The following is a 13,433-nucleotide window of genomic DNA, read 5'->3' on the forward strand; positions in this document are numbered from 1 at the left end:
CTTAGACCCGTTCCTTCTCGCGGAGTTCGTACGCCTCGATGACGTCGCCTTCCTTGATGTCGTTGTAGGTCAGCGTCAGACCGCACTCGTAACCATCGCGGACCTCCGTGACGTCATCCTTCTCCCGCTTGAGCGACGAGATGGTGACGGTCTCGGCGACCACGATGTTGTCGCGCAGCAGTCGGGCCTTGGCATTGCGCCGGATGATGCCCGAGGTGACCAGGCAACCGGCGATGTTGCCGACCTTGGACGACCGGAACAGTGCCCGGATCTCGGCGCGACCCAGCTCGACCTCTTCGTAGACCGGCTTGAGCATGCCCTTGAGCGCACTCTCGATCTCGTCGATGGCCTGGTAGATCACCGAGTAGTAGCGAATGTCGACGCCCTCGCGGTTGGCCAGCTCGGTCGCCTTGCCCTCGGCCCGCACATTGAAACCGATGATGATGGCGTCCGAGGCCGAGGCCAGGTTGACGTTGGTTTCGGTGACACCACCGACACCGCGGTCAATGACCCGCAGCTGCACCTCGTCGTCGATCGCGATACCGAGCAGCGCCTCTTCCAGGGCTTCGACCGTACCGGCGTTGTCGCCCTTGAGGATCAGGTTCAGCTGGCTGGTTTCCTTCAGCGCGGCATCCAGATCGTCCAGGCTGATCCGCTTGCGGCTACGGGCGGCCAGCGCGTTGCGCTTGCGCGCGCTGCGACGGTCGGCGATCTGCCGGGCGATTCGGTCTTCGTCGACAACGAGCAGGTTGTCACCCGCACCGGGCACCGAGGTGAAACCGATGACCTGGACAGGCCGCGAAGGCAGCGCCTCCTCGACATCCTCGCCGTGCTCGTCGACCATGCGACGCACACGGCCGTACGCATCTCCGGCGACGATCGAGTCGCCGACACGCAGCGTGCCGCGCTGGATGAGCACCGTGGCCACCGGGCCGCGACCGCGGTCCAGATGCGCCTCGATCGCCACACCCTGGGCCTCCATATCGGGGTTGGCCCGCAGGTCCAGTGCCGCGTCCGCGGTCAGCAGGACTGCCTCGAGCAGGGCGTCGATATTGGTGCCCTGCTTGGCCGAGATGTCGACGAACATGGTGTCGCCACCGAAGTCCTCGGCGACCAGGTTGTACTCGGTGAGCTGCGCCCGGATCTTGCCCGGGTCGGCACCTTCCTTGTCGATCTTGTTGACCGCGACCACGATCGGCACATCGGCCGCCTGGGCGTGGTTAATGGCTTCCACCGTCTGCGGCATGACGCCGTCATCGGCGGCGACCACCAGGATCGCGATATCGGTGGCCTTCGCACCGCGCGCACGCATGGCGGTGAACGCCTCGTGACCCGGGGTGTCGATGAAGGTGACGAGCCGCTCGTTGCCGTCCAGCTGAGTCAAGACCTGGTAGGCACCGATGTGCTGCGTGATGCCACCGGCTTCGCCCTCGCGGACGTTGGCCTGCCGGATGGTGTCCAGCAGTCGCGTCTTGCCGTGGTCGACGTGACCCATGACGGTGACAACCGGCGGTCGGATCTCCAGATCCTCTTCACCGCCCTCATCCTCGCCGTAGGTGAGGTCGAAGGACTGCAGCAGCTCGCGGTCCTCGTCTTCGGGGCTCACGACCTGGACGACATAGTTCATCTCGCCGCCCAGCAGCTCCAGGGTCTCGTCGCCCACCGACTGCGTGGCAGTCACCATCTCGCCGAGGTTGAACAGCGCCTGTACCAGCGAAGCCGGGTTGGCGTCGATCTTCTCCGCGAAATCGCTCAGCGAAGCACCACGCGCGAGACGGATGACCTCACCGTTGCCGTGCGGCAACCGCACACCACCGACAACGGGCGCCTGCATGTTCTCGTACTCGGCGCGTTTCGCCCGCTTCGACTTGCGACCACGCTTCGGCGCACCACCGGGACGGCCGAAGGCACCGGCCGCACCACCGCGCTGACCGGGACGACCACCACCGCCGCCACCGCCGGGACGACCGCGGAAGCCACCAGCGCCAGCCGCGCCGGGAGGACCACCAGCGGGAGCACCGCTACCCGCACCGCCGCCGCGGTAGTTACCGCCGCCGCCACCGGGACCACCCGGGCGGCCGCCACCGGGACCACCGGGACGGCCACCACCGGGGCCACCGGGACGGCCACCACCGGGACGCGGCGGGCGCGGGCCCATGGATCCGGGTGACGGGCGCGGGGGCATGTTACTCGGGGAGGCTCCGCCGGGACGAGGAGCTCCGGGACGCGGCGCCTGCGGACGCGGCGCAACAGGACGTTCGACCGGCTGCGCCGAGGAGAACGGGTTGTTGCCGACGCGCGGCACACGGGGAGCGCCAGGCTTGGGACCCGGCGTCGCACCCGGACGGGGTGCAGGCGCGGGTGCCGGTGCCGCAGCCGGACGGGGTGCAGGCGCGGGTGCCGGTGCCGCAGCGGGTGCATCTGCCACGGGCGGCGCCGCGGCGCTCGGCGTGGGAGCGGCCGGTGCCGCTGGTGCGGCGGGTACAGGTGCGGGCGCAGCCGGAGGCTCCGGCGCCGGGGGGGCCTCGACAACCGGCTCAGCAACCTTCTTCGGTGCCGGCTTGGGGGCGCCGGGCTTGGGGCCGGCCTTCTTCGGAGCGGACGCAGTCTCGGCGGACGCGCCATTGGACCCGGCGGCAGCGGGCTTATCGCCACCACCGAAGGCCTCACGAAGACGCCGCGCGACGGGGGCTTCCACCGTCGACGATGCGGACTTAACGAATTCGCCCTGATCACTCAATCGGGCGAGAACTTCTTTACTGGTCACACCGAGTTCTTTAGCTAACTCGTGTACCCGGGCCTTGCCTGCCACTGCTCTCCTGTCTGCGAGGCAGCGGCTTCAGGCGCCGTGCCTCGTGTTAGCTGTGATGGACGATCATCATCGACGCTTCACGGTGTGCTCATTGTTTGTCGTTGCCAATCTCTTGGTATTGCTCAACAAGTTCGAAGACCGCGGAGGTATCCGGGTTTCCGCTGATCCGGAGCGCTCGCGCGAACGCTCGCCGCTTTACCGCCACGTGGTAACACTGCGCCGACCGATGCAACCACGCACCTCGGCCGGGCAGTCTGCGACGGGTATCAACAACAATATGTCGATCATCCGTAGCAACCACACGAAGCAGATCTGCAGCCAACTCTCGCCCCCGGCATCCCACACATGTCCGTACCGGTTTACCGGTTTGGGCATGTGCGAACACCGAAGTCTCGCGCTGGATCACGGCTTAGTCTACCGTCCGCGACACCTTATTTATGAATCGGCCCACAGCCTCGAATGACAAGGCTGTATTCCGGTTATCAAACCCCCGCTGCGACGAGCGCCACCGCACCGACCAAAGCCAGTGTCTTGATGCTCTCGAGCGCGACATACGCCAGGTGCGTACGACTGCGTCCGGCGTACTCCACTCCGTCGCGGATCGCGTTGGTTCGTCTCATCATGGCTGGCCGCACCGCCGCCAGCTGGACTGCCAGACACACGCATGCCACGATCACCGCCGCGATCGCACCGCCGCAGAGATTGCCCGCCACCGTCAGCACCACCAGAGCGGAAGCCACGACGCACTCCACCGCGTTGAGCGCACGGAACACCAGGCGACCTATCGCGAGTCCCACATGGATCGTCACACCCGGCGCCCGGAACTTCAGCGGTGTCTCGATGAACGAGATCGCCACCACCAAACCCAACCAGAATGCGGCCAGCGCTGCCGCACCTACATCTACGCGCGTCATGCCATAGCCGAAGCCAACGGCCCGAACAGCTCGTGATTGATCTGCTCCTGCGGGATCCCGAGAGACACCAGGTCTTCATTAACGGCGGACATGAATGGGCGGGGACCGCAGACGAACACGGTCGATAGCCGGTTGAGCGGCAGCCGGTCCAGGCTCATGCGACCGACGCCGTGCGCGGGAAGCTCCACATGTGCCCGTTCGTACCAGGTGTGCAGCCGGCCAGCGGGCAGCCGGCCCACGAGATCTGCCAACTCATGCCGGTAGGCGTGTGCGGCGGCCGACTGATCGGCGTGCAGGACCAGTACCTCTCGCGGCGACTGCGTGGCTACGAGCTCTTGCAGCATCCCCATGATCGGCGTGCAGCCGATGCCTGCAGATACCAGAACCAACGGATCCATCGAATCGTCGAGTGTGAACTCGCCCATAGGTAACGAGACTCGCAACTGTTGTCCCTCGAAGACATTGTCGTAGATGAAGTTCGACACCTCACCCGCGGGCGTACCGCCACCACTGATCCGCTTGACGGCAATACGCCAGTTACCCTCCTGGGCACCACGCGACAGGCTGTATTGACGGATCTGCCTGGCCCCGTCCGGCAACGTGATTTGTATCGATACGTACTGTCCGGGAAGGAAACTCGGCAACTCACCAGATACGGCGCGCAACTCGAACCCCGCCACATCCGCCGATTCCAGTTGGCGGCGTACCACCGTGACCTGCCGCCACACATCGCCCGGCGCAACCCCCGCGGCGCCGTACAGCGCCTTCTCCCGCGCGATCAATTCATCGGCCATGAGCCAGTAGAACTCGCTCCAGGCCCGCGCAACCTCTTCGGTTACCGCCGCCCCCAGCACCTCCGCGATCGCGGCGAAGAGATGCTCGTAGACGATCGGATACTGCTCGGCGACAATTCCCAACGAGGCGTGTTTGTGGGCAATCCTGTCGAGCACCGAATCATATTGGGCACCATTGCCTTCCAGTACAAGCCCGGCGAAGGAGGCGATAGATGCGGCGAGTGCCTTCGGCTGCTCCCCCGCCGCCTGGTTGCCGCGGTTGAACAGATCGCGAAGCAGTTCGGGGTGCGCCGCGAACAGCTTGGAGTAGAACAACGGTGTGATCTCGTCGATCGCCCCCGCCACAGCGGGGAGGGTTTGACGGATGACTGCCAGCGACTCTGCGGATAGCACGTGACTACTTCCTTTCCATTGTTGGACGGGCGATTTCGGCCACCGTCCACTGATCGAGTTCGGCGAAGAATGCCTCTTGCGCCGAGCGAAGGGCGTCGCGCAGGCGACAGGTGCGCCGAAGGGGGCAGGGTACGGCGCCCTCGCAGTCGATGACCTCGCCGCCGCGCTCCAATTTCCTGGCCAGCGATCCCACCCGACGGTCGAGTCCGCGTTGTGTGATGCACACTCCCCCGTGGCGCCCGCGGGTGCACTCAATCGCGCCCATCTCCGAAAGCCGGGCAACGACTTTCGTGGCATGCGTATAGGGCACGCAAAGTTGGGCGGCAAGTTCACCGGTGTGCAGCTGAGCGCCCGGCCCCTCGGCGGCCAACCGCATGACAATGCGCAGACCCAGGTCGGTGAATCGCGTTAGTTGCACATAACTTGTATATGAGATGCAAGTTATCTGGCGATAGGGACTTTGGTCAGTACCTAGCGCTACTCGGTGCTAGTTGTCGGGGTCTGCATCACTTCTGATGTCGATGCGCCATCCGGTGAGACGGGCCGCGAGGCGGGCGTTCTGCCCCTCCTTGCCGATCGCCAGAGACAGCTGGAAATCCGGGACGATGACGCGGGCAGCCTTACCCGCCTCATCGATGACCGACACAGATACCACCTTGGCGGGTGAGAGTGCGTTCGCGACGAACCGCGCGGGATCCGGGTCGTAATCGATGATGTCGATCTTCTCGCCGGCGAGCTCGCTCATCACATTGCGTACCCGCTGCCCCATCGGGCCGATGCAGGCGCCCTTGGCGTTGAGCCCGGAAACCTTCGAGGCCACCGCGATCTTGGACCTGTGCCCCGCTTCACGGGCAACCGCGACGATCTCCACGGAGCCGTCGTGAATCTCCGGCACCTCGAGCGAAAACAGCTTGCGCACCAGATTCGGGTGCGTCCGCGACAGTGTGATCAACGGCTCACGTGCGCCGCGGGATACACCAACAACATAGCAGCGCAACCGATCTCCGTGACGGTAGTCCTCGCCCGGCACCTGCTCGGCTGCCGGGATGACACCCTCGGATCCCTTCGTCTCGCTACCCATGCGGACCACGACAAGCCCCCGCGCGTTGGCCCGAGCGTCGCGCTGAATCACTCCGCCGACGATCTCGCCCTCGCGCGTGGAGAACTCACCGAACTTGTGCTCGTTCTCCGCGTCACGCACGCCCTGCTGGAACACCTGCCGTGCGGTGGTGGCAGCGATACGCCCGAATCCCTCAGGCGTGGCATCCCATTCGGTGATGAGATTGCCGTCCTCATCGGTCTCGCGGGCCAAGACACGGACCACACCCGTCTTGCGATCGAGTTCGATACGCGCGTTGGGCTCATGCCCGTCGGTATGCCGGTAGGCCGTCAACAGCGCCGATTTGATGATGTCAATCGCCTCATCGACGGTGATGCCCTTATCGGCAGCCATCAGGTTTACCGCTGCGGGATCGATATTCATGCGCCACCTCCAGTTTCGGCTGCCCCAGCCAGATTTAGTTCCTGCGGGTTGGGCGTTGTGAACTCCACCTGCACGACCGCACTCTCAATATCGGAGAACGCGAGATCACGGACGGTCCAGCCGGTGCCCTTGACCGGTTTACGCACCACCACTTGTATTCCGTCTTCGTTCGCGATGCCGATGCGGCCGAGCAGATCCTCACCGTCGGCGAGGCGAATCTGCGCCATCCGGCCGTGGGCACGTCGAAAATGCACCGGAGTGGTCAGCGGACGGTCGACTCCGGGTGTGGTGATTTCCAGCTCGTAGGCCTCCCAGCCGGTATCCGCCTCGTCCAAGAATGCCGATGCGGTGCGACTCAGCGCGGCGACCGCGTCCAAGTCCACCGGAGAGTCCGAGTCGACCACGATCGTGATGCGGGCAGGAACCGTGTCGTCGTTAACGACGACACTCTCGATCTCGACGCCTGACCGGGAGAACTCGGGAGCGAGCAGCTCGATCACCTGGTCATCGGATGGCAGCCCCATGGCGTTTGTGGCTCCTCATCTTGAGTTGTCGGGCGGTTCAGCTTGCACACACTAGCCGGACTCTCGTCCTGACCAGCACTCCACCTTACGCCCGGCGAGGGCTGTCATGCGCTAACCGCGCGCACTGGCAGGATGGGCGAATGCCCAAAAGCCTGTCGCGCCGCGACCTGTTGATCGGCGGCGCCGCGCTGGGCGTTGCCGTCGTGGCCGCCGCGTGCCAGCAGACACCCGATGCCAAACCCGAGGTGGACGACCTGCTGATCCAGATCGACCTCGCGCAGCGCGATGCCACATCGGCAGCCGCAGCGGCCACCGCCAATGCCGAGCTGGCACCCGCGCTAACGGCCGTCGCGGCAATCCGCCGCGCGCACGGTGTCGCACTGACCAGGGAGCTCGCCCGCATCCCGGGCGCGACCACGACCACGCCGCCGTCCAGCACCACCACATCGCCGGCATCACCGCCACCACAGGTCGGGCAGATCAAGACCCAACTCAAGGACTCCTCGAGATCAGCGATGGACCTGGCGACGAAACAGAGCGGATACCGCGCCGGATTGCTGGCCTCGATCAGCGCAGCCTGTGCCTCGGCAGCCGAGGTTGACTTGCCATGACAACGACCGAACCCACACCGCAGCCGCCCGCCTCGGCCGATGACACCGCACTGGCCGACGCCCTGGCCAATGAACACGCCGCCATCTATGCGTACGGGCTGGTATCGGCGCACTCGGTGCCCGACAACAACTGGCTGGTCACCGAGTGCCTCATCGAACACCGGCTATGCCGCGAGGAATGCATCGCCAAGCTACGTGGCCGTTCGGTGACCGCACCGGTCGCCGCCGCCGGCTACAAGACTCCGTTCCCGGTGAACACCCCCGCCGACGCCACCACGTTGGCGCTGCAGGTCGAGGCGGACACGGCCGCGCGCTGGCGCGCCGTCGCCGAACAGGCCGACAACGGTGATGATCGTGGATTCGCTGTCCGGATGCTCACAGAGAGCGCGATCCGCGCGGCGCGGTGGCGGGTCACCGCGGACATCACGCCCGCCAGTATCGCGTTCCCAGGAGGAACCGAAACCTAGGCGAAGTGCTTCTGGGTGTCGGTGATCAGACCGGACAGCCCACGACGGATCACCGGCTTGAGGTGGCGGGTGAAGCCGAGAGACGGCTCGATGAAGAAGCTCCAGGTGAACAGCGAGCCCGTCGCGGTGCCCACCACCTCGTAGAGCTCACCGAACCGTTTGGTGCCCGGGAAGGTCGCCGTCTCGACGGTGAACGCGTTGCGGTACCGCTCGGGGCTCTCCTCCCACACAATGAACCGCTCGTTGACCGCGGCACCGGGAAGCGCGAGCTTGGCGGTGCGGGTGGAGCCCACGCCCCGCGGCTCCGGCGACGTCCAGCTGATCTTGTTGATGGCTTTGCACCAGTGCAGCGGACTTTCACCATTGAGCTCGGCCCACACCGTCGCCGCATCCTTGGGCAGCGGGGTGGAGAACGTATACACGAAATCGCTTGTGTTGAAATCGCTTTCGACCAGCGGGGCAAGCTTAAAAGACGGCATGTCTATACCTTATCGCCTACCGAAATCGCCTCCGTGACGGACGTCACAGCGTCGGCCACCGCAATGGACTGCGCCTCCCCGGTGAACCGGTTGCGCAATTCGAGGGTTCCGTCGGCCCAACCGCGGCCGATCACCACGATCCAGGGCACACCAAGCAGCTCGGCGTCCTTGAACTTGACCCCCGGCGAGACGGTGCGGTCATCGAGCAGCACCTCATGCCCCAGCCGATCCAGGTCGGCGGCAAGCTGCTCGGCCCCCGCCCGCGCGGCGTCGTCCTTGTTGGCGATGACGACGTGCACATCGAACGGCGATACCGCGGCGGGCCAGCGCAGCCCGAGCTCGTCATGCTGCTGCTCGGCGACGACGGCCACCAGCCGCGAGACGCCGACACCGTAGGAGCCCTGGGTGAGCCGCACCGGTTTGCCGTTCTCGCCGAGCACGTCGACAGTAAATGCGTCGGTGTACTTGCGGCCCAACTGGAAAATGTGGCCGATCTCGATCCCGCGTGCCGACACCAGTTGCCCGCCACCGTCGGGCGAAGGGTCACCGTCGCGGACCTCGGCGGCCTCGATGGTTCCATCGGGGGCGAAGTCGCGACCGGCGACCAGGTTGACCACGTGCTTGCCGGGTTCATCGGCACCGGTGATCCAGCTGGTGCCCTCCACGATCCGAGGGTCGACCAGGTAGCGAACACCGTTCGCGATCAATCCCTTCGGTCCGATGTAGCCGCGCACTAGGAACGGATGCTTGGCAAAGTCCGCGTCACCGAGCAGCTCGTACTCGGCGGGCTCCAGCGCGGCACCGAGGCGCTTGTCGTCAATCTCACGATCCCCGGGTACGCCAACGGCGAGCAGCTCCCACTCACCACCGGGCTGGCGCACCTTCAGCAGAATGTTCTTGAGAGTGTCCGCCGCCGTCACGGGCCTGCCGAGATCGGCGGAGTTCGCCCAGTCCACCAGAGTCGCGATGGTCGGAGTGTCACCCGTCTCGTGCACCACTGCTTCGGGAAGTCCTTCGACGGACCGCGCCGGCGGTGCCGGTGTGACAACCGCCTCGACGTTGGCGGCATATCCGGATTCCACGCATCGAACGAAAGTGTCTTCCCCAGTGGGACTTTCGGCGAGGAACTCCTCGGATGCACTACCGCCCATGGCTCCTGACGTGGCGGCCACAATCACATAGTCCAGGCCCAGCCGGCCGAAGATCCGTTGGTACGCCTCACGGTGCGCGTGATAAGCCGTCTTGAGCCCGTCATCGGAGGTGTCGAAGGAATACGAATCCTTCATAACGAATTCGCGCCCACGCAGAATGCCCGCACGCGGACGCGCCTCGTCCCGGTACTTCGTCTGGACCTGGTAGAGGATGACCGGGAAATCCTTGTAGGAGCTGTACTCCCCCTTCACGGTGAGCGCGAAGAGCTCCTCGTGGGTGGGGCCCAGCATCATGTCGTTGTCGCGCCGGTCCTTGAGCCGGAACAGCGAATCGCCGTACTCGGTCCATCGGTTCGTGGTCTCATACGGTGCGCGCGGAAGCAGAGCCGGCAGCAGGATCTCCTGGCCGCCAATGGCATTCATCTCTTCGCGGACGATGTTCTCGATCTTGCGGAGGACCCGAAGGCCGAGCGGCAGCCAGCTGTAGACACCCGGCGCGATGGGCCGCACATAGCCCGCACGGATGAGCAGCTTGTGGCTGGGAACCTCGGCGTCGGCCGGGTCGTCGCGCAGCGTGCGTACGAATAGCTCGGAAAGTCGGGTAATCACGGTTGCACAGCATATCGGCGCGCCGTCGAGGCCTCCGGCTAGCATCGAGCGCATGCGTGCGTGGGCGATCATTCCGGCGGTGGCGATGTTCGGCCTGGGAGTCGCGGCACCGGCCGACGCCGCCCCGGCCACGGTCAAATATTCGTTGTCGGCAATTGGAATCGGCAATGCCGACTTCACCGTCTCGTACCAAGACGGGAATCAGCTCCGGGAGGAGTCCGGACACACGTTCGCCGGGTATTACTGGGAGCGCACGGTGAAGCTCAACGGAGCTTCACCGGTTCTTCGGGTGACCGCGGCCGGACCTCCGAGCGTGTTCCGGATGTCCTGTCACATCACCGTCAACGACGGCATCCCCGTCACCAACGGACTGCTGTTCCGTGCCGGGGACTACACCCCGCAGGACTGCTAGGCCGGTTGTTCTTCGTCCAGGCCCTGGTCGTGCGCCGACTGTGCCTTCTGCGCATGCGCGACGTCGGCAGCGGTGTAGCTGATGAACAACGCCGCCACTCCGACCAGCACAGCTGTTCCGGCGATCCACAAGAGGCCGTAGGTGTAGCCGTGGTCGAGGGCGTGCAGCTGCGCTTGGTTCATGTTCTGCACGGGCCCCTTGGCTCCGCCCAGATACAGCGTGCGCGAGGTGATGATCGCCTGGATGATCACCAGAACGATGGGGCCACCCAGGTTCTGCAGCATGAGAGAAATGGCGGATAGCGGCCCGATGCGGTCGGCATCCACGCCGGTGATGGCCGAGAGGATCACCGGCACCACGATGGTGCCGATGCCGAGTCCACCGACGAAGATGAGCGTCGCGAAATCCGGGAAGTAATCGATGGTCCGGTCGACCGTCGAGCCGTACAGCATCGCGCCAAACACCACGACGCCACCGCACAGAATCAGCACCCGAGGCGCCATGCGCGTGACGAGTTGCGACGACAGGGCCAAACCGATTCCCATGCCGACGACGAACGGAATAGCAGAGACGCCGGTTCGCAGCGGGCTGTATTTCATCAGGTCCTGCATGTACAGGCCGATGGTGATGGTCAGGGTGAAGAGCACCCCGCCTGCCATGAAAATCGCCGCGAAGGTAGCGACCCGATTGCGGTCCTTGAACAGGCTAAGCGGCAGCACCGGGTTCTCCGCGGTGCGTTCGACGAGCAGGAATGCGATCAGGAGCACGGCGGCGACGATCAGCGACACGATCGTGTAGGGGGAATCCCAGCCACGGTCGGGGCCCTGAGTGAAGCCGAACACCGCGGCGGTACAGCCGAGTGTCGCCAGCACCGATCCCGTGACGTCGAGCTTCATCGGTTCACGTTCGGTCTCGGACAGCGACCGCACGGCGAGATAGATCATGAGCGCACCGGCAGGCACATTGATAAGGAACGCCAGACGCCAGGACACTTCGGCCAGCGCACCGCCGACAATCAGTCCGGCGATGGAACCCACCCCCGTCATGGCACCGAACACCGCGACGGCCGCGGTACGCAGCGGCCCCTTGGGGAACGTGGTCGCGACCAATGCCAGCGCGGTGGGAGATGCGACGGCCGCACCCACGCCCTGGATGAGACGGAAGACAGCCAGGCCGATGTCCTCCTGCGCGAGACCCACCCCGATGGACGCGAGGGTGAACAGCGCGATACCACCGATGAAGACGCGCTTGCGGCCGAAGGTGTCACCGAGGCGTCCACCGAGCAACATCAGCCCGCCAAAGGACAGCATGTACGCGGTGATGACCCAGCTTCGGGTGGCATCGTTGAGGTGCAGCTCGGCCTGAATCTTGGGCAGTGTGACGACCGCGATGGTGCCGTCCATGGTGGCCAGGAACTGCATACCGGCAATCGCGATGACGGCATACAGGTAGTGCCGGGACGGCAGAAGTTCTCGCGCCTTTTGAGTGAGCTGCTCGACGCTGAGGGCAGGCATGGAGGACACCTTACCGTCCTCTTAACGTGCCCTTAGGTCACAAAGAGGCGCCGTACGCAGCAACGGGGCCGATGACGATGATTGCCGGCGGCCTAATGCCCTGCGAGCGAATGCGCTCTGGCGCACTGGCAAGGTCGGCGCGCAGCACGCGTTGCTCATCAGTCGTGCCGTGTTGCACCACCAGCACCGGGGTATCCGCAGGTCGGCCACCATCGATGAGCACCTTCGCGAACTGCTCGATGCGCTCGACGGCCATCAGCAACACGATGGTCCCCTTCAAGGCAGCAAGCGCATCCCAATTGACTAACGATTCCGGATGTCCCGGCGCGACGTGTCCGCTGACCACCACGAACTCGTGGTTGACCGCACGATGGGTGACGGGCACCCCGGCAGCCGCAGGAACGGAGATTGCGCTGGTCACACCCGGTACGACGGTCACCTGGACGCCCGCCTCGGCGCAAGCCAGCACCTCTTCGTAGCCACGGGCGAAGACGAACGGGTCCCCACCCTTCAGACGGACGACGAACTTGCCTTCCTGCGCCCGTTCAATGAGCACCCGATTGATCTCCTGCTGAGCCATCGCGCGGCCGTAGGGGATCTTCGCGGCGTCGATGACCTCGACGTGGGGTCCCAGATCGGCGAGAAGTTCGGCGGGAGCAAGCCGGTCGGCGACAACCACATCGGCCTGAGCCAGGAGCCGGCGTCCACGGACGGTAATGAGATCAGGATCACCCGGTCCCCCGCCGACGAGTGCCACGCCCACTGGCCTTGTTTCGGCGATTTCGGTGATGAGCCCGCGCTGCAACGCCTCGTGGATGGCTGAACGCAGGGCGGCTGACCGCCTGTGCTGACCACCGGTCAAAACACCGACCGCGATGCCGTCGTGATTAAAGGACGCCGGGGTGACCGCAGTGCCCTCCCGGGCGGCGTCAGCCCGGACACAGAAGATGTGACGTCGGTCCGCTTCGGACACCACCGCGGCGTTGACCTCCGGGGCGTCGGTGCAGGCGATGGCGTACCACGCCCCATCGAGATCGCCGTCCTGATACGGCCTGAGGTCGAGGGTGATCGAGGCCATGCCTTCGACTGCGGGGGTGGCGCTGGGGGCAATCACGTGGACATCGGCGCCGCTGGCGATCAACAGCCCGAGACGCCGCTGCGCGACGGATCCGGCGCCGACGACTACGACCTTGCGTCCCGCGAGGCGAAGGCCGACGAGGTAGGCGTCATGAGTCACCGCGCGAGTTTACGTGGGATGACTTCGCGTGGC

14 protein-coding genes are annotated in these 13,433 nt (G+C 65.3%); 3 read left to right on the forward strand and 11 right to left on the reverse strand.

Features of this window, described 5'->3' with window-relative positions; genetic code table 11:
- Position 1 precedes the first annotated feature (1 nt).
- The 7 genes from infB to rimP all read right to left on the reverse strand — a co-directional run bounded on the left by infB (position 2) and on the right by rimP (position 6,920).
- Positions 2-2,812: a translation initiation factor IF-2 gene (gene infB, locus B4400_RS14740; protein ID WP_078311039.1), complete on the reverse strand. Its 2,811-nt coding sequence runs from the start codon at positions 2,810-2,812 to the stop codon at positions 2-4.
- A gap of 88 nt (positions 2,813-2,900) precedes the next feature.
- On the reverse strand, positions 2,901-3,197 hold the full coding sequence (locus tag B4400_RS14745) for a YlxR family protein (RefSeq protein ID WP_078311152.1): 297 nt from the start codon (positions 3,195-3,197) through the stop codon (positions 2,901-2,903).
- Between the two features lie 97 nt (positions 3,198-3,294).
- Complete coding sequence (locus B4400_RS14750) at positions 3,295-3,726, reverse strand: hypothetical protein (RefSeq protein ID WP_078311040.1); 432 nt, start codon at positions 3,724-3,726, stop codon at positions 3,295-3,297.
- Positions 3,723-4,913: a globin domain-containing protein gene (locus tag B4400_RS14755; protein WP_078311041.1), complete on the reverse strand. Its 1,191-nt coding sequence runs from the start codon at positions 4,911-4,913 to the stop codon at positions 3,723-3,725. The genes B4400_RS14750 and B4400_RS14755 overlap by 4 nt, the downstream gene beginning before the upstream one ends.
- 4 nt (positions 4,914-4,917) lie before the next feature.
- Positions 4,918-5,331 (reverse strand): RrF2 family transcriptional regulator, encoded by a 414-nt coding sequence (locus tag B4400_RS14760; protein WP_078311042.1) that lies wholly within the window; start codon positions 5,329-5,331, stop codon positions 4,918-4,920.
- A gap of 69 nt (positions 5,332-5,400) precedes the next feature.
- A complete protein-coding gene (gene nusA / locus B4400_RS14765) occupies positions 5,401-6,396 on the reverse strand; it encodes a transcription termination factor NusA (RefSeq protein ID WP_078311043.1) in 996 nt (331 codons plus the stop codon).
- Positions 6,393-6,920, reverse strand: a complete 528-nt coding sequence (gene rimP / locus B4400_RS14770; RefSeq protein WP_078311044.1) for a ribosome maturation factor RimP — start codon at positions 6,918-6,920, stop codon at positions 6,393-6,395. The genes nusA and rimP overlap by 4 nt, the downstream gene beginning before the upstream one ends.
- 140 nt (positions 6,921-7,060) lie before the next feature.
- Between rimP and B4400_RS14775 the strand changes: the two genes are divergently transcribed.
- Together B4400_RS14775 and B4400_RS14780 are read left to right on the forward strand one after the other, a co-directional pair.
- Positions 7,061-7,531, forward strand: coding sequence for a hypothetical protein (locus tag B4400_RS14775; protein WP_078311045.1), 471 nt, complete (start codon positions 7,061-7,063; stop codon positions 7,529-7,531).
- The gene (locus tag B4400_RS14780; RefSeq protein WP_078311046.1) at positions 7,528-7,998 is read left to right on the forward strand and encodes a ferritin-like domain-containing protein; all 471 of its coding nucleotides are present in this window, start codon (positions 7,528-7,530) and stop codon (positions 7,996-7,998) included. Before B4400_RS14775 ends, B4400_RS14780 begins: the two co-directional genes overlap by 4 nt.
- Here the strand turns inward: B4400_RS14780 and B4400_RS14785 are convergent.
- Positions 7,995-8,483: an SRPBCC family protein gene (locus B4400_RS14785; protein WP_078311047.1), complete on the reverse strand. Its 489-nt coding sequence runs from the start codon at positions 8,481-8,483 to the stop codon at positions 7,995-7,997. The genes B4400_RS14780 and B4400_RS14785 overlap by 4 nt on opposite strands.
- Positions 8,480-10,237, reverse strand: a complete 1,758-nt coding sequence (locus B4400_RS14790; RefSeq protein ID WP_078311153.1) for a proline--tRNA ligase — start codon at positions 10,235-10,237, stop codon at positions 8,480-8,482. Before B4400_RS14790 ends, B4400_RS14785 begins: the two co-directional genes overlap by 4 nt.
- A 52-nt stretch (positions 10,238-10,289) precedes the next feature.
- Between B4400_RS14790 and B4400_RS14795 the strand changes: the two genes are divergently transcribed.
- Positions 10,290-10,649 (forward strand): hypothetical protein, encoded by a 360-nt coding sequence (locus B4400_RS14795; protein WP_078311048.1) that lies wholly within the window; start codon positions 10,290-10,292, stop codon positions 10,647-10,649.
- Here the strand turns inward: B4400_RS14795 and B4400_RS14800 are convergent.
- Both B4400_RS14800 and cobA read right to left on the reverse strand, forming a co-directional pair.
- Positions 10,646-12,163, reverse strand: a complete 1,518-nt coding sequence (locus B4400_RS14800) for an MFS transporter (RefSeq protein ID WP_078311049.1) — start codon at positions 12,161-12,163, stop codon at positions 10,646-10,648. The two genes, B4400_RS14795 and B4400_RS14800, sit on opposite strands and share 4 nt — an antisense overlap.
- A 37-nt stretch (positions 12,164-12,200) precedes the next feature.
- Positions 12,201-13,400: a uroporphyrinogen-III C-methyltransferase gene (gene cobA, locus B4400_RS14805; protein WP_078311050.1), complete on the reverse strand. Its 1,200-nt coding sequence runs from the start codon at positions 13,398-13,400 to the stop codon at positions 12,201-12,203.
- Between the last annotated feature and the right edge of the window lie 33 nt (positions 13,401-13,433).

The organism is Mycobacterium sp. D16Q13, from assembly GCF_002013375.1.
GTDB lineage: Bacteria > Actinomycetota > Actinomycetes > Mycobacteriales > Mycobacteriaceae > Mycobacterium.